Origin of the sequence: Sulfurimonas sp. HSL1-2, assembly GCF_039645565.1 — a bacterium.
In the GTDB taxonomy this organism is placed as follows: domain Bacteria; phylum Campylobacterota; class Campylobacteria; order Campylobacterales; family Sulfurimonadaceae; genus Thiomicrolovo; species Thiomicrolovo zhangzhouensis.
In genome coordinates this window covers 1136452-1160410 of the sequence record NZ_CP147914.1, presented here as the reverse complement: position 1 = coordinate 1160410, position 23959 = coordinate 1136452, and the positions used below count along the sequence as shown (strand labels likewise).

General features: G+C 58.9%; 28 protein-coding genes and 1 riboswitch. Of the genes, 12 read left to right on the top strand and 16 right to left on the bottom strand.

Annotated elements, in window-relative coordinates; translation table 11 throughout:
* Positions 1-55: 55 nt before the first annotated feature.
* Genes WCX18_RS05920 through WCX18_RS05910 form a run of 3 tightly spaced genes read right to left on the bottom strand, consistent with a single transcriptional unit; the run spans position 56 to position 2721 of the window.
* Positions 56-820, bottom strand: coding sequence for an ABC transporter ATP-binding protein (locus WCX18_RS05920; RefSeq protein ID WP_345986685.1), 765 nt, complete (start codon positions 818-820; stop codon positions 56-58).
* Entirely contained in the window at positions 817-1641 is an 825-nt protein-coding gene (locus tag WCX18_RS05915) for an ABC transporter permease subunit (RefSeq protein WP_345990552.1), read from the bottom strand. Before WCX18_RS05915 ends, WCX18_RS05920 begins: the two co-directional genes overlap by 4 nt.
* Positions 1642-1650: 9 nt before the next feature.
* Positions 1651-2721, bottom strand: coding sequence for a putative urea ABC transporter substrate-binding protein (locus WCX18_RS05910; protein ID WP_345986683.1), 1071 nt, complete (start codon positions 2719-2721; stop codon positions 1651-1653).
* 47 nt (positions 2722-2768) lie between these two features.
* A riboswitch (guanidine-I (ykkC/yxkD leader) is annotated at positions 2769-2867 on the bottom strand.
* A gap of 248 nt (positions 2868-3115) precedes the next feature.
* Here WCX18_RS05910 and WCX18_RS05905 point away from each other — a divergent pair.
* The 5 genes from WCX18_RS05905 (at position 3116) to WCX18_RS05885 (ending at position 7896) form a co-directional block, all read left to right on the top strand.
* Entirely contained in the window at positions 3116-3898 is a 783-nt protein-coding gene (locus WCX18_RS05905; protein ID WP_345986793.1) for a pyridoxine 5'-phosphate synthase, read from the top strand.
* Positions 3895-4851, top strand: a complete 957-nt coding sequence (gene pdxA, locus WCX18_RS05900; protein WP_345990550.1) for a 4-hydroxythreonine-4-phosphate dehydrogenase — start codon at positions 3895-3897, stop codon at positions 4849-4851. Before WCX18_RS05905 ends, pdxA begins: the two co-directional genes overlap by 4 nt.
* 68 nt (positions 4852-4919) lie before the next feature.
* Positions 4920-5126, top strand: coding sequence for a hypothetical protein (locus WCX18_RS05895; RefSeq protein WP_345990548.1), 207 nt, complete (start codon positions 4920-4922; stop codon positions 5124-5126).
* A 68-nt stretch (positions 5127-5194) separates the two neighbouring features.
* Positions 5195-6586, top strand: coding sequence for a Do family serine endopeptidase (locus WCX18_RS05890; RefSeq protein ID WP_345990546.1), 1392 nt, complete (start codon positions 5195-5197; stop codon positions 6584-6586).
* A gap of 68 nt (positions 6587-6654) precedes the next feature.
* Entirely contained in the window at positions 6655-7896 is a 1242-nt protein-coding gene (locus tag WCX18_RS05885; RefSeq protein WP_345990545.1) for an HD domain-containing phosphohydrolase, read from the top strand.
* 15 nt (positions 7897-7911) lie between these two features.
* Here the strand turns inward: WCX18_RS05885 and nspC are convergent, their stop codons facing one another.
* Positions 7912-9048: a carboxynorspermidine decarboxylase gene (gene nspC / locus WCX18_RS05880; RefSeq protein ID WP_345990544.1), complete on the bottom strand. Its 1137-nt coding sequence runs from the start codon at positions 9046-9048 to the stop codon at positions 7912-7914.
* 28 nt (positions 9049-9076) lie between these two features.
* Here nspC and WCX18_RS05875 point away from each other — a divergent pair, with 28 nt between their 5' ends.
* Positions 9077-10057, top strand: coding sequence for a glucosaminidase domain-containing protein (locus WCX18_RS05875; RefSeq protein WP_345990542.1), 981 nt, complete (start codon positions 9077-9079; stop codon positions 10055-10057).
* Here the strand turns inward: WCX18_RS05875 and WCX18_RS05870 are convergent.
* On the bottom strand, positions 9999-11183 hold the full coding sequence (locus tag WCX18_RS05870; protein ID WP_345990540.1) for a saccharopine dehydrogenase family protein: 1185 nt from the start codon (positions 11181-11183) through the stop codon (positions 9999-10001). The genes WCX18_RS05875 and WCX18_RS05870 overlap by 59 nt on opposite strands.
* Before the next feature lie 143 nt (positions 11184-11326).
* Between WCX18_RS05870 and WCX18_RS05865 the strand changes: the two genes are divergently transcribed.
* Genes WCX18_RS05865 through WCX18_RS05850 form a run of 4 tightly spaced genes read left to right on the top strand, consistent with a single transcriptional unit; the run spans position 11327 to position 15425 of the window.
* Positions 11327-12979: a Na/Pi symporter gene (locus WCX18_RS05865; RefSeq protein ID WP_345990538.1), complete on the top strand. Its 1653-nt coding sequence runs from the start codon at positions 11327-11329 to the stop codon at positions 12977-12979.
* Positions 12980-13020: 41 nt separating this feature from the next.
* The gene (locus WCX18_RS05860) at positions 13021-13461 is read left to right on the top strand and encodes an ATP-dependent zinc protease (RefSeq protein WP_345990535.1); all 441 of its coding nucleotides are present in this window, start codon (positions 13021-13023) and stop codon (positions 13459-13461) included.
* Positions 13458-14369: a 30S ribosomal protein S6--L-glutamate ligase gene (rimK, locus tag WCX18_RS05855; RefSeq protein ID WP_345990532.1), complete on the top strand. Its 912-nt coding sequence runs from the start codon at positions 13458-13460 to the stop codon at positions 14367-14369. Before WCX18_RS05860 ends, rimK begins: the two co-directional genes overlap by 4 nt.
* A gap of 12 nt (positions 14370-14381) precedes the next feature.
* The gene (locus tag WCX18_RS05850; protein ID WP_345990531.1) at positions 14382-15425 is read left to right on the top strand and encodes a succinylglutamate desuccinylase/aspartoacylase family protein; all 1044 of its coding nucleotides are present in this window, start codon (positions 14382-14384) and stop codon (positions 15423-15425) included.
* Positions 15426-15487: 62 nt separating this feature from the next.
* Here WCX18_RS05850 and WCX18_RS05845 read toward each other — a convergent pair whose 3' ends face one another.
* The 7 genes from WCX18_RS05845 to WCX18_RS05815 all read right to left on the bottom strand — a co-directional run bounded on the left by WCX18_RS05845 (position 15488) and on the right by WCX18_RS05815 (position 21082).
* The gene (locus WCX18_RS05845; protein WP_345990528.1) at positions 15488-16534 is read right to left on the bottom strand and encodes a peptidase M42; all 1047 of its coding nucleotides are present in this window, start codon (positions 16532-16534) and stop codon (positions 15488-15490) included.
* Positions 16531-17346 carry a polyphosphate kinase 2 gene (gene ppk2 / locus WCX18_RS05840; protein ID WP_345990526.1) on the bottom strand — a complete coding sequence of 272 codons (816 nt, stop codon included), beginning with the start codon at positions 17344-17346 and terminating at the stop codon, positions 16531-16533. Before ppk2 ends, WCX18_RS05845 begins: the two co-directional genes overlap by 4 nt.
* A gap of 16 nt (positions 17347-17362) precedes the next feature.
* Positions 17363-18301: an alpha-L-glutamate ligase-like protein gene (locus WCX18_RS05835; protein ID WP_345990524.1), complete on the bottom strand. Its 939-nt coding sequence runs from the start codon at positions 18299-18301 to the stop codon at positions 17363-17365.
* Entirely contained in the window at positions 18298-19836 is a 1539-nt protein-coding gene (locus WCX18_RS05830; RefSeq protein ID WP_345990522.1) for a UUP1 family membrane protein, read from the bottom strand. Before WCX18_RS05830 ends, WCX18_RS05835 begins: the two co-directional genes overlap by 4 nt.
* A complete protein-coding gene (locus WCX18_RS05825) occupies positions 19833-20387 on the bottom strand; it encodes a RimK/LysX family protein (protein ID WP_345990520.1) in 555 nt (184 codons plus the stop codon). Before WCX18_RS05825 ends, WCX18_RS05830 begins: the two co-directional genes overlap by 4 nt.
* A 66-nt stretch (positions 20388-20453) precedes the next feature.
* Positions 20454-20846, bottom strand: a complete 393-nt coding sequence (locus WCX18_RS05820; protein ID WP_345986666.1) for an ester cyclase — start codon at positions 20844-20846, stop codon at positions 20454-20456.
* A 5-nt stretch (positions 20847-20851) separates the two neighbouring features.
* Positions 20852-21082 (bottom strand): hypothetical protein, encoded by a 231-nt coding sequence (locus WCX18_RS05815; RefSeq protein WP_345990519.1) that lies wholly within the window; start codon positions 21080-21082, stop codon positions 20852-20854.
* 223 nt (positions 21083-21305) lie between these two features.
* Between WCX18_RS05815 and WCX18_RS05810 the strand changes: the two genes are divergently transcribed.
* Positions 21306-21581 carry a hypothetical protein gene (locus WCX18_RS05810; RefSeq protein ID WP_345990517.1) on the top strand — a complete coding sequence of 92 codons (276 nt, stop codon included), beginning with the start codon at positions 21306-21308 and terminating at the stop codon, positions 21579-21581.
* Here WCX18_RS05810 and WCX18_RS05805 read toward each other — a convergent pair.
* The 3 genes from WCX18_RS05805 to WCX18_RS05795 are packed head-to-tail and all read right to left on the bottom strand — an operon-like array spanning position 21572 to position 23281.
* A complete protein-coding gene (locus tag WCX18_RS05805) occupies positions 21572-21937 on the bottom strand; it encodes a diacylglycerol kinase (protein ID WP_345986663.1) in 366 nt (121 codons plus the stop codon). The genes WCX18_RS05810 and WCX18_RS05805 overlap by 10 nt on opposite strands.
* A complete protein-coding gene (locus WCX18_RS05800) occupies positions 21927-22538 on the bottom strand; it encodes a 1-acyl-sn-glycerol-3-phosphate acyltransferase (protein ID WP_345990515.1) in 612 nt (203 codons plus the stop codon). The genes WCX18_RS05805 and WCX18_RS05800 overlap by 11 nt, the downstream gene beginning before the upstream one ends.
* Positions 22539-22540: 2 nt before the next feature.
* Positions 22541-23281, bottom strand: a complete 741-nt coding sequence (locus tag WCX18_RS05795) for a DUF695 domain-containing protein (RefSeq protein WP_345990513.1) — start codon at positions 23279-23281, stop codon at positions 22541-22543.
* A gap of 53 nt (positions 23282-23334) precedes the next feature.
* Here WCX18_RS05795 and WCX18_RS05790 point away from each other — a divergent pair, with 53 nt between their 5' ends.
* Positions 23335-23721: a hypothetical protein gene (locus tag WCX18_RS05790; RefSeq protein WP_345990512.1), complete on the top strand. Its 387-nt coding sequence runs from the start codon at positions 23335-23337 to the stop codon at positions 23719-23721.
* 4 nt (positions 23722-23725) lie between these two features.
* Here WCX18_RS05790 and WCX18_RS05785 read toward each other — a convergent pair whose 3' ends face one another.
* A complete protein-coding gene (locus WCX18_RS05785) occupies positions 23726-23950 on the bottom strand; it encodes a hypothetical protein (protein WP_345986659.1) in 225 nt (74 codons plus the stop codon).
* Positions 23951-23959: the final 9 nt, after the last annotated feature.

The window sequence follows — 23959 nt, the reverse complement described above, 5'->3', positions numbered from 1 at the left end:
CGCGATGCCGCAGGTCGTCCTGCGGCACGGGAAGAGCATCTCTTCCGAATAGGGTTCAGACCTTGAAGGTCTGGTCGATCTCTTTGAGCACGGAGTCGCGCGTATCCCCGACGGGGATATCGTAGGTGATGCGCGCACCGTAGGCGTTGGGGGCCTGCGGGTCGTGGCGGACCTTGTCGAAGACCAGCAGACGCGTGCCGAGGTAGAACCCCTCGTGCAGGTCATGGGTCACCATGACGACGGTAAGGTTGTTCTTCTTCCACAGGTCGAGGATCAGCGCGTGCATATCGGCACGGATCCCCGGGTCGAGGGCGCCGAACGGTTCGTCCAGCAGTAGGATCTTCGGTTTTTTGACCAGAGACTGCGCAATGGAGAGGCGCTGCTGCATCCCCCCGGAGAGTTCGCTGGGGTACTTGTGCGCCGCGTCGCCGAGGCCGACGGCTTCGAGCATCGCCATCGCTTCGGCTTCGGCCTCCTTGCGGGCCTGGCCGAAAAGGCGGCCCATCAGCGGGGCTTTTTCAAACTCGATCCCCAGCATGACGTTTTTCAGCACGCTCAGGTGCGAAAAGACTGAATAGCGCTGGAAAACGATCCCGCGGTCTACACCCGGCTCTTCCGGGAAGGGTTTCCCCTCGAGCAGAAAGGTGCCGCGCGTCGGGTTTTCCTGTCCCAGCAGCATCTTCAGAAAGGTTGTTTTCCCGCAACCCGACGGTCCGACGAGCGTACAGAATTCGCCCGCTTCGATGTTCAGGCTCATGTTCTCCAGTACGACGTTGTCGCCGTACTCTTTCCAGAGGTTTTTGACGGTGACGAGGCTCATGACTGCTCCTTCCCTGCGTCATACCACGGGAACACCTTGTAGGTGAACCGCTTGAGCAGGTAATCAAATAAGAAGGCGAGGAAGGTGATCCAGGCGACATACGGCAGGATCACATCCATCGACAGGTAGCGGCGTACCAGGAAGATCCGGTACCCCAGCCCTTCGGTGGCCGAAATCGCCTCGGCGGAGATCAGGAAGATCCACGCCGTTCCCATCGTGAGGCGCACCGCATCGAGCAGCCGCGGGAAGATCTGCGGCAGCACGACGCGCAGCACGATGCTCCATGACGTTCCGCCCAGGGTCTGCGCCTTGATGAGCTGCTCGACCGGGATCTCCATGACCCGCTGCTGCAGGTCGCGGACGATCAGCGGGGTCACCCCGATGACGATCAGTGCTACTTTAGCCAGCTCACCCATGCCGAATATGATGAATAAGATGGGCAAAATAGCCATTGGCGGCACCATGGAGAAGGCCGCGACGAAGGGCGAAAGTCCTGCACGAACGAAGGGAATGAACCCCAGCGGGATCCCCATCAGCAGTGCAAGCACGGCACTGATGAGTACCCCGAGACCCAGGCGCTCGAGCGAAGAGACCGTATCCTCGACAAAGAGGTATTCGCCGGTCCGTTTGCTCGGTGTGAGTGCCATACGGTCGATCGCCTCGGCAAAGCTGCTCATGGAGGGCAGCAGTTTGTCGTCCGGATTGGCCGCCAGGCGGACTTCCGACGCTCCAAGGTAGAAGAGCGCGACCAGGACGAACGGCAGCAGTCCCAGGAAAAAGAGGGACTGCTTCGACGGTCTGAGGTTCATTAATCGTTTCATAAGAGGACCTTACAGTTTCCCTTCGGCGGCCATTTTGACAAAGGTGTCGTCGAAGCGGAGCTTGATGTTTTTCGGATCACCGAACGTTTTGCCGCCCGGGAACGCCATACCGATGAACTCGGCGTCAGGGGCACCTTCACCGAGGATACCGTGCTCAAAGGAGAACTCGCTGACTTTTTTCATTGTCGCCGGGATTTCCGCGCTCGTCGTAAAGGCAAGCAGGTCAGAGGGCGTGTAGAACATCATCGTGGAGTCAAGCTGGCTCTTGTAGCCTGCGAGGTCCGTACCGGAAGCCTGTGCCATGAACGTCAGTGCCGCTTCATCGCCCTTCTTCATCAGTGCCATAACTTCGAACCATGCACCCGTCAGCGCTTTGGCAAGTTTCGGGTTGTCTTTGAGCGTTTCAGTGTTGATGACGAGCATGTCGATGATTTCGCCCGGCGTCTTGCTGGAGTCAAAAACGAGGTTCGCATCTTTATTGCCGGCCATGATCTCGCTGAGCTGCGGGTTCCAAGTCGTCATTGCAGTCACGTCTTTCGTCCCCCATGCCGCGACCATGTCGGCGTCGGAAGTGTTGAGGACCTTGACGTCTTTTTCGCTCATGCCGACCGTTTCAAGTGCACGTGCCAGCAGGTAGTGAGAGACGGAAAGTTCGACGAGGTTGACCGTCTGGCCTTTGATGTCAGTCAGGTTTTTCTTGTTTTTGAGGAGGATACCGTCGTTCCCGTTGGAGTAGTCACCCATGATGACCGCCGTAGAGTCGACGCCGCCCGCAGCCGGGATCGTGAGGGCATCCATGTTTGTCATCAGACAGCCGTCAAATTTTCCTGCAGTATATTGGTTGATTGATTCGATGTAGTCGTTGACCTGGACCATTTCGATCTCGATGCCGTATTTCTTGGCCCACTTGTCGATGATCCCTTTTTGCTGGGCATAATCCCACGGCATCCATCCGACATAGATCGTCCAGGAGACCTGAAACTTATCTTTGACTTCCGCCATCAGCGAGGAGGCTCCGAAGCCCATGACCAGTGTAGCGGCAACTAAGAGTTTTGAGGTAGATTTGAAAATAGATTTCATAATAATCTCCTGAGTAGGTTATGGAATAAACACGCCAAGAGGTTGAAACCTCCCGGGCTTTTATCCCTCCGTGTAACCTCTACTCAAGAGGTCGACAGCTCTCGGACCAGACACGGTAACCCGCCGGAACCCTAGCCGTCTATTATGACAGTGGTGAGGTTTGACAACCTCGTGACATGCTTTCTGGGTGTCAGTTTAACATTTTTATCAAGCCGGTCAAGCAGCTTAATGATTAAAAAGTAATCACTATTAAAAACAGCAACAGCTTTTGTGCCCAATTCGGTCACCTGCCGTCCCTTTTCGCCTCTAACCGATTTTATCCGTTATTTCAGGTACAATTTGATGCATGTATGAAGAGGAGAGAAGGAGTTTCATGCCCCAGGAGCACCGGCCGATTCAGCTCGGCGTCAACATAGACCACATCGCCGTCCTGCGCGAGGCGCGCCGCATCAACGACCCCGATCCGCTGATGGCGCTGGCCCTCTGTGCACAGAACGGTGCGGACCAGATCACCATCCACCTTCGCGAAGACCGCCGCCATATCAATGACGAGGATGCCCAGAAGATCATCGTCTCCTCCCCGCTCCCGGTCAACCTGGAGTGTTCCATCAACCAGTCCATTATCGATATCGTCTGCGAACTGCGCCCCCACCGCGCCACCCTCGTCCCGGAGAACCGCGAGGAGGTCACGACCGAAGGCGGTCTGGATGTCATCGGGCAGAGCACCGCCGTGTCCGACGCCATCGACCAGCTGCATGACGCCGGCATCGCCGTTTCGCTCTTCGTCGACCCCTCCGCGCATATCATGGAGCAGTCCAAGGCGCTCGAAGCGGAGATGGTAGAGCTGCACACCGGTACCTATGCCAACCTCTTTGCGATGCTCAACACCGCGCTGCCCTATACGCGCCACAGCATCCCCGAGCTCGAACTGCCACGCGATGAACTGCAGCAGCGGCTTGAAGCCGCCGTCGATGCCCTCCGCCAGAGCGCGGAACATGCCCATGCCATCGGCCTGGAAGTCGCGGCAGGCCACGGCCTGAACTACCATAACCTGCATGCCATCACCGCCATCGCGGAGATCGTTGAACTCAACATCGGTCAAAGCATCGTCGCGCGCTCCGTCTTCACGGGACTCGGTGCCGCCGTCCGCGACATGAAAGCGCTGCTCGTCCGATGAGCCTGCCGCGCCTCGCCATCAGCATCGGCGACCCTAACGGTGTCGGCCCCGAGATCGCCCTGCGGGCCCACCCGCAGATCGCCGACTACTGCCTGCCGCTGTACTGTGTCGATCCCGAGGTGATGGAACAGGCCGCATCGCTGCTGGGCATGCACATCCCCGAGGATTTCGACATGATAGCGCTGGAGCAACCCATTGTGATCGAACCCGGCTGCGTCTCCCCGGAGGCAGGCCGCTACAGCCACGCTTCCTTTATGAAGGCGATCGCCCTCACCGAAGCCGGCGAAACGGATGCCCTTGTCACCCTCCCTATCCATAAAGAGGCGTGGATGCAGGCCGGCATCGCCTACAAGGGGCATACCGAACTGCTCCGGGACCATTTCGGCAAAGAGGCGATCATGATGCTGGGATGCCACCAGCTCTACGTGGCGCTTTACACCGAGCACATTCCGCTCAAAGAGGTCCCTGCAAAAATTGAACGCAATGCCCTGGCCCGGTTCCTCCTCGACCTCTACCGTGCCACCGGTTTTGACGACATCGCCGTGCTCGGCCTCAACCCCCATGCCGGCGACAACGGGGTACTCGGGGACGAGGAGCGTGAGATCGAAGCGGCCATCACCATCGCCAACGATACGCTGGAGGCCGAGGGGCTGAAATGCGACGGACGCCCTTTCTTCGGACCCGTTGTCCCCGATGCCGCCTTTACGCCGACCTTTCGCGCCGCCCACCGCCATATCGCGGCGATGTACCACGACCAGGGTCTCGCCCCCCTGAAGGCCCTCTATTTCGACGAGAGCGTCAATATCTCGCTCAACCTTCCCATCGTCCGTACCTCCGTCGACCACGGTACCGCCTTCGACATCGCCTACCGCGGAAAAGCGCGCCTGAACAGCTACCGGAATGCCGTCGACACCGCCCTTCAGCTCTCGGATAACGCCCCCTCCAATTCATAATATTTTGTGATATATTATTGACAATTTCTGAATAAAATGCAATAATATAAACTTTTCAGGGTTGACCGATGGGCACAGAAATATCCCCACAGCATATCTATATCATCAAGCAGCGCAAAAAAGTCACGCTTTCCAGCGGGCCTTTCGAATATGAAGAGCTTCTGGGAAAATGTACGAGCCCCCAGGAAGCGAAAAAGATCCTTAAAGATCACCCCGGGGCCTACATCTCCGAAGACTCCACCTACTGCGAGTCCGACCTCTTCCGTTACGAATAGTCTGCCATTTACACGCGATTAAACCGTACGTTTTATACTGGGACAATTCCATATTCAAAGGATGATTGATGCCCAGAAGATTTATGCTTATCAGTTCGATTCTTTCGGCCTTCCTGACCCTGCAGGCGGCTGCCGTCACCTTTGACGAAATGCCCCCACTGAGTGAACGGGTCATGCCCAACGCCCCCAATGCGGTCCTCTCTTTCAGTGCGGCCATCGACAAGGCGAAAGACTCCATCGTCTATATCTCCTCCAAACAGATACGGTCGCAAAAATACATGGAACAGATGCACCCCTTCTTTGAGCAGTTTTTCGGCCGGAAGTTCAATCCCAACCCCCACCGCCAGAGCCTGGGCTCCGGCGTCATCGTCACCAGCGACGGCTACATCGTGACGAATAACCACGTCGTCGAAGATGCCGACAGCATCATGGTCAAACTGCCCGGTGCGCAAAAAGAGTACCGCGCCAAGCTCGTCGGGAGCGACCCCAAATCCGACATCGCCGTGATCCGTATCGAAGCCGAGGGGCTCACGCCGATACGGATGGGCAGCTCCGCCGAACTGAAAATCGGCGATATCGTCTTTGCGATCGGTAACCCCTTCGGTGTCGGTCTCAGCGTCTCGCAGGGGATCGTTTCCGCCCAGCACAAAAACGGGATCGGGATCAACGAGTACGAGAACTTCATCCAGACGGATGCCTCCATCAACCCCGGGAACTCGGGGGGCGCGCTGATCGACAGCCGCGGGGCGCTGATCGGGATCAACTCCGCCATCATCACCCGCAGCGGCGGCAACAACGGTATCGGCTTTGCCATCGAAGTCGATATGGTCAAAAGCATCGCCAAGAAGCTGATCGAGGACGGGAGCGTCACGCGGGGCTATCTCGGCGTCAGCATCGGTGACCTCACGAAGGAGCTCCAGTCTCTATACACGCACGAAAACGGCGCCCTGCTCAACGACATCGTTGTCGACTCCCCGGCCCAGAAAGCCGGCCTGAAACGCGGCGACCTCATTGTTGCCGTCGACGGCCGCACCGTCAGCAACGCCGCCGATCTCAAAAACATGATCGGGATGTACCGCCCCGGCAGCCGCATCAAGATCACCTATGAGCGTGACGGTAAGACCGATACGGTCTCCGTCAATCTGACCGACCTGGGAGAGCAGGCCGCGAACGGCTCCGACGCCGTTTTCGAAGGGGTCAGCCTGCAGAACCTCGATCCGCAGCAGCGTTACCGCCTGCGGATTCCCGACGACGTCGAGGGGGTTTTGGTCACCGAAGTGGATGCCGACAGCGAAGCGGCGATGCAGGGGGTCCGTCCCGGCGACATCATCGTCCAGCTCGAGAATACCCCTGTCACCGATCTGACCTCCCTGCAAAAAGCACGCAGCAGTGCCGAAGGCAAGCTCAAGCGCATCTATCTCTACCGCAAAGGCCAGATCTACGTCGTCGCCCTTCCCTAGGGAGCCCTCCGGGTTCCTTATGCCGATTTGGTTACAATAGACGGTAGAACACCTTCCGGGAGGTAACCGTGCTCCTCTCATTCGCCCTGCGTATCGCTGTCGCCTATCTGATCGTGATCGCTTTGATGCTCGCCGCCGTCTATCAGCAACACCATTCACGCCTCGAAGATTATGTCAATCAGCGCTTTGCAGATGTCATGACAGAGGTACGCGTACACCTCTCGACGGAGGAGTCCGAAACGGTCAGTGAAGAGATGGGCGAAGTGCTGCAACAGATGCAGATCCCCTACCTCGAGGCCTATGACGGGAAGGGCCGTCTGCTCCACGCTTTTGCATCCCAAAGTTGGACCGCGCTGAAAGAGGATACACCGATGCCGCTCCTGCCGAAGAGAGGGAAGAAGGATTTATCGCTGGTCGAACGCGGCGGCACCCCCTATCTTCGCTTCGCCACGGGTCCGGCCGAGATCATAAACCCTTTAGGAAAGCCTGTTACCAGGGCTTTCCGCGGACTCTTCCCTGTCGACGGCAATAGTATCCGGCGGATGCGCGAGCATTATACAAATGCCCTTTGGCTCGTCCTTGCAACCGGCGCGGTTTTCGCCCTCGCCCTTTTCCCGATGATTCTTTTCTATTACAGACAGCTGCGCCGGAAAAACCGTGAATTGATCCGCAGCTATTTCGGTACCGTCTCTGCGCTCGGCAGTGCCGTGGCCCAGCGCGACAGCGGGACCTCAAGCCACAGCTACCGTGTCACGCACTATACCCTGAGGCTCGCCGAGGCCCTGCACTGCTGCAGCGAAAAGCATATTGCCAACATCATCCTCGGCGCCTATCTGCATGATATCGGCAAAATCGGCATCCCGGACCATATTCTTTTAAAACCGGGCCGATTGAGCGATGAGGAGTTTGAACTCATGAAGAGCCATGTGGAGAGAGGGCTGGAGATTGTCCGTCATGTCACCTGGCTTTCCAAGGCCGGGAGAGTCATCGCCGGCCACCACGAAAAGTATGACGGCAGCGGTTACCCCAAGGGGCTGCGCGGCAGTGCGATCCCGCTCGAGGCGCGTATCTTCAGCGTGGCCGACGTCTTTGACGCCCTGGGCTCACGGCGCCCCTATAAAGAGCCCATGGCGCTCGACGCGTCCCTCGCCTACCTCAAAAGCCATGCCGGCACCCACTTCGACCCCGAGATCGTCGCGGTGTTCATCCGGATCGCCCCCGAGATCTACCGCGAGACACTGAACCGGACCGAAGAAGAGCTAGAAAGCATGCTGCAAAAAGAGGCCGAGCCCTATATCAGCAGGCTCTAGGCACGCTGCGTCGTCTCAGGAGAGGCGGTCGCGGTAGGTCTCGTACCCGAACCGCTTGACGATCTCCATCTCCCCGTTTTGACGCAGGATCGCCAGGGAGGGGAGCTGCACGCCGTTGAAGGTCGTATTTTTGACGAAGGTGTAGTGGATCTGGTCTTCGAAGACGATCTGGTCCCCGACCTGCAGCGGTGCATCGAAGGCGTAATCCCCCATGATGTCCCCCGCCAGGCAGGTATTGCCGCCGAGACGGTAGGTATGGGGTTTCTCCCCCGTCTCCGCGGCGCCGCGCACCTCGGCGCGGTACGGCATGGCCAGGGTATCGGGCATGTGCGCTTCGGCCGAGACGTCGAGGATGGCGATATCCATCCCGTTATGCACGATGTCGAGCACGGTCGCGACCAGCGGCCCGGTCTGCCAGCCGACCGCTTCGCCGGGTTCCAAGTAGACCGTAATGCCGTTATGGCGCTCGCGGAAGGCGCGGATCACCTCGATGAGGCGGTCCACGTCGTAATCGGCGCGGGTAATGTGATGCCCCCCGCCGAAATTGACGTACTCGAGCCCGTCGATGTAGGCGCCGAACTTCGCTTCGAAGGCTTCGAGGACCCCCTCGAGGGCATCGACGTTCTGCTCGCACAACGCATGGAAATTGAGGCCGTCGAGTTTTTCGAGCTGCGCCGCGTCAAAGTTCGCCGCCGTTGTCCCCAGACGGCTGAAAAGCCCGCATGGGTTGTAGAGGTCGACCGGCGAGGAGGAGTACTCCGGGTTGACGCGCAGGGAGACGGAGATGCCGGGGTTGACGCTTTTGACACGGTCGTAAAAGCGCTCGATCTGCGCCGGGGAGTTGAAAACGATATGATCAGAGATCGCCGCGATCTCGTCGATGTCGCGTTCGATGTACGCCGGTGAGTAGGTATGGACCTCCTTGTTCATCTTCTCCCGTGCCAGTTTCGCCTCATGCAGCCCGCTGGCCGTACACCCCTGAAGGTAGCGTCCGACGAGGTCGAAGGTCGACCACATTGCAAAGCCCTTGAGCGCCAGGATGATCTTCGCGCCGCTCTCGCGCTGCACGCGTTCGAGCAGTTTCAGGTTCGCTTCGAGACGCGCCTCTTCACAAATATAAACCGGGGTTTCAACGTCATAATATTTTTTCATCGTGTTACTTTTCGGTATAATTTCAACCATGCAAAAATTCATTCTGGGTGTTCTGACCATCGCGCTAGCCTTCACCCTCTATTCACTCTATGACATTATAACCTCTTCCCCTGACGAAAATGAATCCGTAGAGGCCCCGCTGAAGACCAAACCGGTCACGGCAAAACCCAAATCGAAAACGGTGCCCAAAGTGAGCGCACGTGCGAACAAAGCCCGCTTTATCAAGCAGATCCTTCCCGCCGTCCAGGCCGTCAAAGCCGAACTCGACGGCGAATACGCCCGTGCCCGGGAGCTGATCGGCAAACCGGCACGCACGGCCGACGAGGAGGCGTGGCTACAGAGCCAGATGAAACGCTATAACGTCGCCGGTTACCCCTGTCTGCTGCGCAGCATGCATACGCACCCCGTCAGCCTCGTCATTGCCCAGGCGGCTCTGGAAACGGGCTGGGGCAGCTCACGCTTTTACAAAGAAGCAAACAACGTATTCGGCATCTGGTCGTATAACAAAAACGAACCCCGTATTCCTGCCTCCGAGCAGCGCGGTGCCAAGACAATCTATGTCAAAAAGTTCGCTTCCCTCGACGATGCGATCCGCGGCTATTTCAAGATGATCGCGAAGGGCTACGCCTACAGCGGGCTGCGCCGCGCCCGCACGCAGACCGACAACCCATTTGAGCTCCTGCGCCACCTCCGCCGCTACTCGGAGCTGCGCGACGAGTACGTCGCCCGTCTCTACTACGTGCTCAAAGCCAACAAGCTCTACAACTACGACACCCCATCCTACGCGCCGACCGCGCTGGTCGACATTATTCCGGAGTATGTGGCACAGAAAATGGAAGAAGCAGCGAAGAAGAAAGCGGCCGAGCAGCAGATGTTCGCGCTTAATGAGGTCAAGGTGGAAACCGACGAGGAAGAGCCGGTTCCCTGCGAAGAGGAGGTGGAGGCGAACCTTACGCGTCCAGCTCCTGGACTTTCCACGGTAAGCCCTGCGCGTTCATTTCGTCCATAAACGGATCCGGGTCGAACTGTTCCATGTTCCAGACCCCCTGCGCATACCACTTTTTCTCCAGCATCAGCTTCGCGCCGATCATCGCCGGAACGCCCGTCGTATAGGAAACCCCCTGTGATTTCACCTCGGCGTAGCACGCCTCGTGGTCTTTCACCTGGTAAATGTAGATCTTGCGTTTTTTGCCGTCTTTAAGCCCCTCGGCGACGATACCGATGTTCGTCTTGCCCTTGGTGCGCGGCCCCAGGCTCGCCGGGTCCGGCAGCAGGGTGCGGAGGAACTCGATCGGCACGATCTTCTGCCCCTGGTGCTCCACCGGTTCGATTCCCAGCATCCCGACGTTTTCCAGACACTTCATATGGGTCAGGTAGCTCTCGCCGAAGGTCATGAAGAAGCGGATGCGCTTGAGCCCTTTGATATGCTTCACAAGCGACTCCATCTCCTCGTGGTAAAGCAGATAGCTCTCTTTGGGGCCGACTTCGGGGTAGTTCCAGGTGAAGTGGATCTGCATCGGGTCCGTCTCGATCCATTTGCCTTCTTCCCAGTAGCGCCCTTTCGCGCTGACCTCGCGGAGGTTGATCTCCGGGTTGAAGTTCGTCGCAAACGGGTAGCCGTGGTCGCCGGCGTTGCAGTCGAGGATATCGATGGTATGGATCTCGTCGAAATAGTGTTTCTGGGCGTAGGCGCAGAAAACGTTCGTCGCGCCCGGGTCGAATCCGCTGCCCAGAAGCCCCATGATGCCAGCCTGCTTGAAGGCCGCGTCGCGGGCCCACTGCTCCTTGTACTCGAACTTCGCCTCGTCCGGGTGTTCGTAGTTGGCCGTATCCAGGTAGTCTACGCCCGTCTCGATACAGGCGTCCATAATAGCCAAGTCCTGGTAGGGAAGCGCCACGTTGATGACGATATCCGCCTTGACCTTTTTGATCAGTGCCGCCGTCTCTTCGACGCTGTCGGCATTGACCTGGGCGATCTCGACGGCGCCGGCCGGCAGCTCATCCGCAATCGTTTTGCAGCTCTCCAGTCTGCGGCTCGCCAGTACGATCTTCGTAAACGTTTCACTGTTCATTACACACTTATGCGTCACTACGCGGCCGACCCCGCCCGCCCCGATAATCAATACAGTAGCCATACTTCTACCTCGTCATTAAATTCACGTCAAATAGTAACCTAATTCCGTTTAAGCAGCCCCCAGAATCCGCCACCGCAGCGCCACCGATTGTCGCCGAACCGTAATCTTGCTATACTGTCTTGAAATTGCTTGAAAGGAGCGGCATGCCGTCTGTCATCCTCTGGGTGGAAGCGTTCTCGGGACTGGGGCTTTTCCTTTTCGGCATGCTTTTCCTGGAGGGCCAGATCCGCCAGTCCGCCGGGCATGCCTTCAAGAGCATCGTCCAGCGGGCGACCGGCACCCCTTTCCGCAGCCTCTTGACCGGTCTCGGGGCGACGGCCGTCTTTCAGAGCTCCTCCGTCGTCACCCTGATGGCCCTCTCCCTCGTCGGCGCGCACCTGCTCACCCTCGGCAGTGCCATCGCCGTCATCTTCGGCGCCAACATCGGCACTACCATCACCGTCTGGATCGTCGCGCTGGTCGGCTTCAAAATCGACATCAACCTCGTCTCCTACCTCATGATCGGCATCGGGGGGATCGGCGGCGTCCTGGTCAGTTCGGAGGGACGCTGGAAAAACCATTTCGGCGTCATGGTCGGATTCGGGCTCCTCTTCCTTGGACTGGAGGGGATGAAGCGGAGTTTCGGCGGCTTTGCCGACACCGTCGACCTCAGTCTCTTCGCTTCCGTCAGTCCCTACTGGTTCGCCGCCATCGGTATGCTGCTGACGGCCATCATCCAGGCCAGTGCCGCCTCCATCGCCATCGCGCAGAGCGCGGTCTTTGCGCATATCATCGGATTTGAGGCGGCGGCGGCCTTCGTCATCGGCGCCAATGCCGGTACAACCGTCACGGCGATGCTCGGAGCCATCGGCGGGACCCCGGACAAAAAACGCGTCGCGCTGGCACACTTCATCTTCAATATCTCGGCCGGGGCGCTTGCACTGGGCCTGCTTCAACCGCTCACCTGGCTGGTCTCCATGGTCGCCGCCACACTCAACGACGTCGTCAAAATCGCCCTCTTTCATACCCTCTTCAATCTCATGGGTGTGGTGATATGGTACCCCTTTATCGGCCTGCTCGAACGGATGCTCAAACGTACCTTCAAGAAAGAGCCGCTGCAGGTAACAAAATGGATACACAATGTCCCCGTGACGGTGCCGGACGTGGCGATCGATGCCCTCAAAAATGAGGTGAATGCCCTGTCGCAGCGGGTCGAGGAGTTTGCACTCTTCGCCATCGATATCTCACCGCCGAAAGCTTACGAGGCAGGTCTTTCGGTCGACAAGCTCCTCGAAGCGCCCGTCAAGCATTTCGACATCGCTTTCGACAGGCTCTACACCAATATCCGCCTCCATGAGGGGGAGGTTTACCGCTATATCATCCTGCTCTCACCCCACTGTCCCCAACCGGAGCAGCAACTGCAGCTCCAGACACTGCAGCGCACCATCGCCTACCTGGCTACCGCGGCCAAGTCGATCAAGGATATGCTCTACGACATCGAACGCCTCTATGACGCCGAATCGTCCGAAGAGCAGTCCTTCTACAAGGACCTCCGCTACCAGATCCTCAAAAGCGTTCTGACCTATCACGCTGTCACCCAGGGCGCCGAAGCGGAACGGGAGGTGCTTGACGAGACCTACAAGCGTGTCGCGAACTCCTATAAGAACAGCATGAATGTCATTGAATCCATTGCCAAGAATCCGGCGATCCCCTCGGAGATGACGACGATCACGATCAATGCGCTGCACCTGGCGAAGAGCTTTACGAAGTCCCTGCGCAATGCCCTGCCCCATGGGCCTCTTCTTAATCAATCATGACCTATAATGGTAGGATTGATCTTTCACAAAGAGTACAACAGATGAAGCAGGATAAACAGGTTATCGGGTGGCGCGAAAAGGTTGCGCTGCCGGCATTGGGCGTCGACGCCATCAAATGCAAAGTCGACACCGGGGCCAAGACATCCGCCCTGCACGCCTTTTACGTCGAAGCCTTTGAAGCGGACGGCAGGCAAATGGTGCGTTTCGGGCTGCACCCGAACCAAAACGATACGGAAAGCGTCATCGAATGCGAGGCCGAGGTCTTCGATGTCCGCACCGTCACCGATTCGGGCGGACACCGCGAAGAGCGCTACGTCATCCGGACAACGGTATGCATCGGCCGCGAGACCTTCGCCGCCGAGATCACCCTGACCAACCGCGACACGATGGCGTTCCGAATGCTTTTGGGACGCCGCGCCATGTCACACCGTTTTATCGTCGATCCCGACGCCTCTTATCTTGCCGGGGAGCCCACCGTATGAAAATCGCTATCCTGTCACGTAACAAAAACCTCTACTCCACCCGACGTCTCGCCGAAGCGGCGCTGGAACGCGGGCACGAAGTTGAAGTCATCGATACGCTGCGCTGCTATATGAACATCACCTCCGAACGCCCCTCGATGCACTACAAAGGCGAGGACCTGCTCGGCTTCGACGCCGTCATTCCCCGGATCGGCGCCTCGATCACCTTCTACGGCACGGCGGTGCTGCGCCAGTTCGAGGTGATGGGACTCACGTCGCTCAACGACTCCATCGCCATCAGCCGCGCCCGGGACAAGCTCCGCTCCATGCAGCTGCTCGCCCGCAAAGGGGTCGGCATGCCCGTGACCGGTTTTGCCCGCAACCCCGATGATATCGAGGACGTTCTCGACATGGTCGGCGGTGCCCCGGTCGTCATCAAGCTGCTTGAAGGCACCCAGGGGATCGGCGTCGTCCTGGCCGAAACGAAAAAGGCCGCCGAGAGCGTCATCCAGGCGTTTATGGGCCTCAATGCCAACATTATGGTCCAGGAGTTCATCAAGGAGGCCGGCGGCGCGGATATCCGCTGCCTCGTCATCGGCGACAAGGTCGTTGCCGCGATGAAACGCCAGGGTCCCGAGGGCGAGTTCCGCTCCAACCTCCACCGCGGCGGCAGCGCCAAGGTGATCAAGATCACGCCGGCCGAACGGGCCACCGCCGTCGCCGCGGCCAAGGCGATGGGCCTGCAGGTGTGCGGGGTGGACATGCTCCGCTCCAAGCGCGGCCCGCTGATCATGGAGGTCAACTCCTCCCCGGGCCTCAAGGGGATCGAAACCGCGTCCGGGAAAGATATCGCCGGTCTTATCATCCAGCACCTTGAAAAGGCCAGCAGCAAGCCCCGGGCCAAGAAGCCGAGGCTTTCGCCGATGTAAAGGGGACGCGCCATGTTCGAGATTGCAGGCACGCCGGTTGCCAAAGGGGAGCGTAAAGTCATCCCGATCCCCCTGCCTTCCCTCTACTCCGAGAAACGGATCGACATGCCCGTCAAGGTTGTTCGCGGCAAACGCAAGGGGCCGACCCTCTTTGTCAGTGCGACCGTCCACGGGGACGAACTCAACGGCATCGAGATCATCCGCCGCCTGCTGCAGCTGCCCCAACTTGCCAAACTCCGCGGCACCCTCATTGCCGTCCCCGTCGTCAATCCCTACGGCCTGATCCAGCACTCGCGCTACCTGCCCGACCGGCGCGATCTCAACCGCTCTTTCCCCGGCATGCAGAAAGGGAGCCTCGCCTCCCGGGTTGCCAAGATCTTCATGGATGAGATTGTCGAAAAGGCCGACGCGGGCATCGACCTGCACACCGGGGCCGTCCACCGATCGAACTTTCCGCAGGTGCGGGCCAATCTCGACGACGCAAAGACCCTTGCGATGGCCGAAGCGTTCCGTGCGCCGGTCCTGATGCACTCCGCACTGCGTGACGGTTCCCTGCGCGAAGCCGCTGTGGAAAAAGGGGTACCTATTCTGCTGTATGAGGGGGGTGAAGCGCTGCGCTACGACGAGTTCTCCATCCGTACCGGCTTGAAGGGGATCGTCCACGTCATGCGCCATCTGGGAATGCTGCCCAAATCCACCTATACGCCGAAAACACTGCCGACCGTCACAGTCAGCAGCAGCAAATGGCTCCGCTCACCCCAAAGCGGTCTGATGCGCAGTTTCAAGGGGCCGGGAAGTTTTGTCAAAACGGGCGATCTTCTGGCCCAGATCGACGTGCCGCTGCAGCAGGAGGTGATCGAGGTCCATGCCGAATTCGACGGGATTGTCATCGGACGGCTGGAGACGCCGCTGGTCTACGAAGGGGATGCGATTTTCCATATCGCCACCAAAGAGAAAGAGCACACCATCTCCCACCTGGAGGCCCTCGAAGCCCTGGACGAAAGCAGCATCGGGGAGGCGATGCCTTCCCTGCTGCAGGACCCGCCGCTTATCTAGTGTGTTATCCGGCCGGCAGCTGTATGCGGGCGTCTCAACGCGCCTGATGCCGTATCAGGTTTTTACAGATAGAGGTCCGCGAGCAGATGCAGCATCTTTTTGACCGACTCCGTCCGTACCGTTTCGGAGACGGTATGGTAGCCCGTCGTCGGCAGTTGCAGCGTCGTGCCCTGGAGGGTTCCCTCTGCAGCCAGACGCCCCATCTCCGTGCTTCCAAGTGACGTTGCCGTCCCTCCCGAAGCAAGATGAGCATTCTGCGCCGCGATATAGCGGTCTTTGAAACTGTAACGGATTCCGAGCCGGTCGCAGCGTCCGGCGATCTCCTCCGTAAAGGTTTTGTTGAAGGCGGCGTTCGCGTCCCGGTAGCGCAGGACGAGGTCCTGGGCATCGGCTGCCGCACGGTCGGGGAAAGGGCTCGTATCGAGCACCAGGAGCCTGTCCGTCGCTCCGTCGAAACGGCGGTACCACTCCAGCACGAAACGCCAGCTCTTGCCCGCCTCCTCCTGTGCGGTAAAGAAGGCCGTTCCCTCGTACCCGCTGCGGTAGAGATGCAGGATCAGTGCCGCACTGATGACGTTGTCGAGCTGGGCGGAAAGCATTCCGTCATTGATCCGCAGCGAATCGACATAGGCGACCGGCGTTCCCGGCATGAGGTACTCCAGCCCCTTTACTTCAAAGATCAGGTTGTTGCGCCGTGGGCAGATGTAGGCCTTCTCGATATTGCCCAGCCCGAGGTAGGTGCCCGACCAGGGTTCATACGCCTGGACCGCCTGCCCCGCGAAACGTTCCGAGATCGTGTTCATCGTCTGCTCGGCCACGGAGTTGCCGCTCAGGTCGGCGCGGTTCTGGGTCAGAAACGCCGCATACTGGAACTCGTTCGGCCCCGTACAGATAAGGCCGTGGCGGTCGATATGCGCTGACAGCGCTCCCGATGCAGGCCGACGGCCGCGGGCGAACAGTACCCCCTCATACAGCGTCGTTTCGATGCCCAGTTCGTCCAGTTCGCGTTTAAGTGTCAGGAAAAACGGATGCTCCGCACCGACGACGGAGGGGCGGCGTACAAGGTACTTGAGGGTATCGAGGAACTCGCCGAACGCTACGCCTGTCATGAGCTGTGCCCCTTGCCGTGCTGTTCCATGAGCATCAGTTCCTGCCGCCCGGAGAAGCAGACTTTCGGATCCGCCGCGAAGACGAGGCTGTCGTCACGCCCTTCATACTCGACCTGCCGCAGGAGCAGCTTCATCGTCTCGAGCCTCGCCTTGTGCTTATCACTGGAGCGGATGACGTGCCAGGGGGCCGCCGCATGGTCCGTCACCGTCAGCATCTGGTACTTCATCTGCGTAAACTGGTCCCACATGCTCTGCGCCTGCATATCGATCTCGCTGAGCTTCCAGCGTCGCAACGGATCGCTGCGACGCTGTTCGAAACGCATGGCCTGCTTCTGTTTGCTGACGCTGAAATAGAGTTTGACCAGCAGCATCCCCTCTTCCGTCAGCGCCTGTTCGAACGGGACCACATGCTTGAGAAAAAGCGCGTGTTCGCGCGGCGTACAGAAACCGAAAACCGGCTCGACCATCGCCCGGTTGTACCAGCTGCGGTCAAAAAGCACCAGTTCACCGAAATGGGGGAAGTGTTTGATGTAGCGCTGGAAATACCACTGGGAACGCTCCTCCTCCGTCGGCTTGCCCAGGGCGACGATGCGGTAGTGCTTCGGGTTCATGAAACGGCTTACACTGCCGATCGTCGTCCCCTTGCCTGCGGCATCACGCCCTTCGAAAAGCACCATCATTTTCAGACGGTTACGCTCGATATGCTGCTGAAGCTTGATCAGCTCCGCCTGGTAAGGTGCGAGCGCCAGGTTCTCCGCGTGGATGCGAAGCGCTTCATCCTGCTGCTCCGGTGTCAGGCCGTATGTCTTCATCGTACCGTCCGTCCCGTTATTCGATATAGTTCATGCTGTAGAGCACGCGCTCAGCCGCCGTACGCGGCTGCTTCTGCCGGTCGACCGTCTCCAGGCGCTCGCGCAGTCCCCGGCCGTTGGCGATCTGGATCGCCAGCCCCGGCCGCGCATTGAGCTCGAGCATCAGCGCCCCGTCGTTCTTGTCGAACACGATATCGGCGCCCAGGTATCCCAGGCCCGTCATCTCGTAGCACGACGCCGCCATCGTCAGGACCGCTTCCCACTGCGGGACCTTCAATTTGGCGAAATCGTGGTGGGTGTCGGGGTGGTGCGTGACGGGACGGTCATGAATGACCGCCGAGAGGGCCGAGCCGTCTTTCAGGCTGAGACCGACGCCGACAGCGCCCTGGTGCAGGTTCGCCTTGCCGTCGCTCTCCCGCGTCGGGCAGCGCATCATCGCCATGACAGGGTAGCCGCGGTAGACGATAATACGGATGTCCGGCACCCCTTCGAAACTGTAATCGGCGAACATCGGGTCGAAGGCCACGACCTTTTCGATAATGGCCGTATCGTACCGACCGCCCAGCGAGTAGAGGCCGCTGAGAATATTGGAGATGTGCTTGCGCAGGTCGTTCAGTGAGAGCGCATCGCCGCTCGCCTTGATGAAGGTATCGCCTTCGCGGTGCGTGATGACGACGATCCCCTTCCCGCCGCTGCCGTAATCGGGTTTGACGACAAAGCTCCCGTAGGGGGCAAGAATGTCGTGGAGGTTACGCAGCTGGGACTGGCGTTCGATCGTCGCGTAGAGTTCGGTGACCGGTACGCCGGAGTTCCTCGCCAGCTCCTTCGTCATGAGCTTGTTATCGACCAGCGGATAGTGACTGCGCGGGTTGTAGCGGCCGATCAGCTCGACGTTGCGGTAGTTCATCCCGACGATGCCTTTGCGCCGCAGCGCACCGAAGGTCACGAATTTCATCGCCCGGCCAGCGGTGCGAAGCGCACCAGTTCGGTGATGCGGTAGCCGGTGTAACGGCCGACCAGGATGACCATGGCCAGGACGAGCAGCTGCAGTTCCGGGAAGGTGAAGGTCAGGTGGCGCACGAAGTCGTTATCCATCGCGAAAAAGGCTGCAATCGCAACGACGAGGGAACCGCCGACCTGGGTCAGCGCCTCGCGCGCCCCGCTCTCTTCCCAGAGGATCGACATCCGTTCGATCGTCCAGGAGAGGATGATCATCGGGAAGAAGGTGATTTTGAGCACCTCGTCGATGCCGAGTTTGAAACTGACGATACTCATCACCGACATGATACTGATGACGACGATGATCACGGCGGAGATCCTCGCCACCAGCAGCAGCTGCAGCCGCGAGAGGTAGCTGCGGACGATGAGGCCGCTCGAGACGATGACGAAGAACATCGCCAGGCCGCTGATCAGCGTCGTCTGGATGAAGGCCAGGGCAAAAAGTACCGGCATAAAGGTCCCCATCGTCCGGATACCGATCAGAATACGGAAAATGACGACCACCAACGCACCGATCGGGATCAGCAGCAGCTGCTTGAAGGCGTTCTGCTGGGAGCTCGGCAGGGAGTAGAGCGAAAAGTTGAGGAAATCGTTCCCCTGCTTGAGCATTTCGCGCTTGCTGAGCATGGAGGCGGCCACTTTGGCCTCGCTGACGGAGAAACGGAGGCGTGCCTTGGCGATCCCCTTGGTCGTCATCATCGCCCGGTTCCCGAGCGACCAGACGAAGAAATTCTCCGGTAGCGTGATCTGCCCCGTTTTGAAACTGAAGTAACCCGACTCGTCTGCCCCCTTGACCTCGAGCAGCGTCACCGCACGGCGTTTCTTCTGGCCGTCTTCAAGCATAATCCCGCGTACCTTGCGGAACGTGATCTTTTCCCGTGCCAGCAGCGCCATGACCAGCGAGGCGGTCGTCTCGTTCTTCTTCGCCTGAAGCTCCTTCACGGCATCGGTCGGCATTTCAGTATTGAACATGTCGATCAGCTGCGCCGCCAATGAGATCGCGTCGGCCGAATGTTCCCGTGCATAGTTCAGAATGCCCGCTGCGGCGGCCTGTTCGGAAGCATCCCAGAACTGCGTGTCGTCATACGCCGGGATCGTATCCCAGACCGCCTGACTGTCCTGGGGTTCATAGAGGGGTTCGGGCGTCACCCGGATCTTGTAGAAGAGTTTACTTTTCGCGTCAAAACTGCGCTTTGTCCAGTGCAGCAGTTCACCGTCGTCCATTAGGGCCGTCGTCATACCGAATTCGCCGGCCTCACCCTCGCGTTCGAGGATCTTCATCCCCGGCTGTGTCGACGGCAGGCGCAGCGAGACCGATGCGGGTGCCCCCGTCCCTTCGAGGTCGACTTCCGCCGTGACGGTAAAGACGGAGCGCTTGTCGTGCGGTGTCACGGGGACCCCGAGGTAGACGACTTTGTACCAGGCGACAAAAAGCCCCGTCATCGCCAGCAGCATGGCGATCATCAGTACCTGAAAACGTGAAGAGATCACGGCATTTCCACCAGTTCTTTGACAAACTTCCGGCTGACATCGACAATAAAGTGGTCACGCAGGAAATTGACGCCGATAAGGATTTTGTATTTGAAATTGCTCCGGTCGGTCAGGGTTACCTCGATCGCCTGCGTCACGTCGCTGATCGTGACCTTGAGCATGACGACGGCACGGCGCTGCGAAGGGGCGCCATGCTGCTTGATCTTGACAAAACGGACGACCTTCGCGCGGATCGGCGTCCCCTTAACGTTGAACAGCGCCCAGTCCTGACCGTCTTCGTTGACGATCTGCAGGTTTTCCGCGCCGATCGACGTCGTATTGGCCCCGGTATCGATCCGCCCTTCAAGGAGAAGCCCGCCCGGTTCGACGAAGACCTTCTCGACGATGCCGATGACCTGTTTCGTGCCGATCTCGCCCGCATCCGCCTCCTCGTCGCTCCAGCTCATTTCGGCCGGTTCAATGACAGGGGGCTGCTGTCCGGCCGTTTCCGCACCGTAGAGCGCGGTAAAGGCTACAAAACAAAGGATCGCCAGAAAGGTCCGTTTCTTCAAAATACGTTACTCACTTTCAGAAGACTGAATCTGTCTTTTTAACTTAATTGTAACAGAGAAAAGTGTCTAGGACAACTGTGACAGCAGTGTATTAAGGTCCCCAAGCACATTGATCGAGGCGATCCTGCCGTTACGGAAATGGAAAAAGGAAGCTCCGGAGAAGCTGACCCTGTTGCCCGAAGCGGGATGCCCGAAAAGCTCGCCCTCATGCTTGCCCGTATAAGAGACGTAGGCAGCGGCTTTATCGTTCTCCACGACCGTGATCTCGACGGCATGGTAGAGCGACGGGAAAGCCGTACTGAACAGATCGGCATAGTCTTTGAAACCGACAAGGCCGTTGGCTTCGATCCCCAGCGATCCGCGGAAACGGACATCCGGGTCAAGGAGGGCATCGGCTTTGGAAAAATCCTTGTCGTTCCACATCTCATAGTATTGTTGCAGAAGCTGTCGCGGTTCCATGGGGCTCACTCGTCGTCAAACCGATGCTTGTGGGGGAAACGTTCGATCGGTGCAAACTCATCGTCGTCATCGTCATCCCAGGAAGCTTCGTCTTCAAAATCATAAGTAAAGATACGCTCGTAACCCCGTTTTTCCAGCTCTTCGTCGAGCGTTTCGGGGGCGTATCCCTTTGTTTTACAAACCGCAAGGATCGAAGCGATATCCGCTTCATCCACGCCGTTCAACTTCATTTCCATTTCGATATCAGAAATCGTCATTTCGACCTCAAATAGTACAGCGCCCATCGGCGCCGAGCATGGGCAATGCCCGCCATGGCCGCCCGGCGGCGGCCAAAACTAAAACAAGTGCAAACCTGAAATTATACTCCTTTTTTTGCAAAAACAGCGCTATAATTTAGTCAGTTTTTTCACTGTCCTATACCAAAGAAACACCCGCTCCGCCGGGAGGAGAATGCGCATTATGAAACAGATAGTCTGGGGAACGTGTCTGCTGCTTGCGGCACTTGCAGCCCATGCCGAAGAGAAGGATCCGATGGAGGTTTGCGACGACAGGAACAGCGCCTGTATCGCGAAATGTGACGGCATGGAGAATGCATCCTCGGCCTGTTACGAGTCCTGCGACACCGCCTACCGGCGCTGCCTAGACGTTGCCAACGGGTATGACCCGGAGCCCCCCAGCACCTATGCGTCGGAGACGGCGGATGCCAATACGAGTACGAAAAAGGCTCAGAAGTAAAAAGCGATCAGCAGCGTGCTGATCCAGATCGCGCCGGTCATCACGAGCGAAACGAAGACCAGTGCCGCCCCGGCGTCTTTGGCCCGTTTGGCCAGTTCGTGGTATTCGAGTGTCACGAGGTCCACGACGCGCTCGACGGCGCTGTTGGCCAGCTCGGCCAGGAGCGGGATAAAAAGGGAGATGCTCAGTACCGCGCTGTAAAGCGGCGAGATCGGCAGCAGCCATGCGAAAGTGCCCATGCCGAAAAAGAGCAGCAGCTGCAGTTTGAAAGAGCTCTCGTTGCGGATCACCTCGATGAGGCCGCTCAGGGCATAGCGCGTGTTTTTGAAGAGGGTGTATTCCGGTTTATTGAGCAATAGTATCCTTTAACTGCATAACGGCGCCGCGCACCGAATCCGCGCTGCTGCCAAGGGGCATCGGGGCCCCGAAAACGACCGTGACCGGGCGCCGAAGCGACCAGCGCCGGCCGCCGTGGGTTTTCCGGGTGTAGGAGAGTCGGCTGCCGCACATCCCGTCGATGTAAAACGGCACGATCTCTCCGCGGTGACTTTGTGACGCTATTATCTCAAATCCACGGTAAAACTTTTCTATTTCGCAGCGACGGCTGATGCCCCCTTCGGGGAAGATGCCGACCGCCTCCCCTGCGTTCAGTGCCGCCGCCGCCTCCTCAAACGCCTGCTTCGAGGCTTTCGAAGAGACGGGAATCGTCCGCCCGAGCCGGAACATCCAGCGCAGCGCCGGCCATTCATAGATGGAACGCTCCATCATGTAGCGCAGCAGACGGCGGCGCAGCGCTATCTGCACAAGCAGCCAGTCCAGCCAGCTGACGTGGTTGCCCAGCAGCAGGACGGCCCCGGCAGCGGGGACATGCTCGCGTCCCACGGCCCTGACGCGGTACCGCAGGGAGATCAGCAGCGCGGCGGCGACCCAGAGCAGCCGCAGCAGCCACTTGCGCATGCTCACCCCTCGTTTCCGGCCAGCGACGTGCTCCACCCCAGGTAGACGCCGTGGGCCTCGAGCACGGTTTCAAGCAGCGGCAGCGTCACCGCTTCCAGGGTCTCCGGAGTACAGGCGTGCGTCCGCTCATAAAGCATCCCGTAGGGGTAGTGCCCCTCCTCTTCCAGGTCCGTTTCGATCCGTACGCCCTCTTCGGCAAGGGCCGAGGCTGCGCGCAGCATGGCACTGTGCGTCTGGAAAAAGAGGTAGTGCTCCACCGGGCGCGCCACGCCGAGGTCGTCACCGGCAGCCGCAAGCTCCGCAATGATTTCGGCACTCTTCGCCTGCTGCAGCTCAAACGGGTCGGGGGCGAGCATGTCGTGGTAAAAGGCATGATGGGTATCACGCGTTGCCCCATACTCGAGCTGCCCGTAGCCATGCTGCTTGAAAAGGTCGCGGAACTGCTGCTCCGCCCCCTTGCTCCAGGCAGCATAGAAATAGAGCTCCGCCCACCCCTCCTGCAGACGCATCCCGGCATACAGCGCCCCGTTGCGAAGTTCAAGCCGTTCGCTGAGGGCGTCCCTGATCGCACCGAGCACCGCGCGTTCCGCTTCGCCGCAGGCGCCCTCCGCGTCCGGCGTCTTCAGTGGTACGAAGCACCAGAGCATCCAGACCGTATCGTCGCTTTGGGGTTCGAAATCGAGGTTGGCCTCGATGGTCACCGGGGTATTCTCTTCATTTTTAGTCGTGTAGGTAACGTTCATGCACTGCCCTTGGTATAATGGCGGTATTTTAACAAAGATTGGGGAAGGAACAGATGGAGATCATGTTGGCAGTGACGGTTTTTTACCTGTTCCTCGAAGGTTTCGAGGTCGCCTGGCAAAAGGCGCCCACGATGCTGGAGATGCTCATACGCATCCGGCGGCGCTACGACAAAAGCATCTTTTACTTCCTACTGCTGCACCCGACCTACTACTTTGCCATCTGGCTCATCCTGGAGACACAGATGTCGCTGCCGGCGGTGCTGCTGCTCTTTATCAAAACGATCGATATCGCCACGAAGATCGTCCTGATGCAGCAGATCTTCGACAAACAGGAGGCCACGGCCCAGCTGCAGGAGATGCTCATCATGCCGCTGGCGAGGTGGATGCCCTACGCCGGGTTCGCCGTCTACCCGCCGCTGGTCCTCTGGGCAATCCTCTGAGCGCTTAGCGCCCCCTGATCTCTTTGAGTGCTTCGGCGATCTTCGCCTTCTGCTCCTCGGAGAGTGACTGCGACTCCAGCTTCTCCATCAGCGATTCACCCAGTTTTTCCATCCGCGCATTGTCATCGCGCTCGGCACTCCGGATCCGGCGTACGATCAGATAGAAGAGTCCCACCGCCATTACCAGAAGCAACGCGGCAGCACTCAGCATCAACCCTTCAATGGACATCGGCCCTCC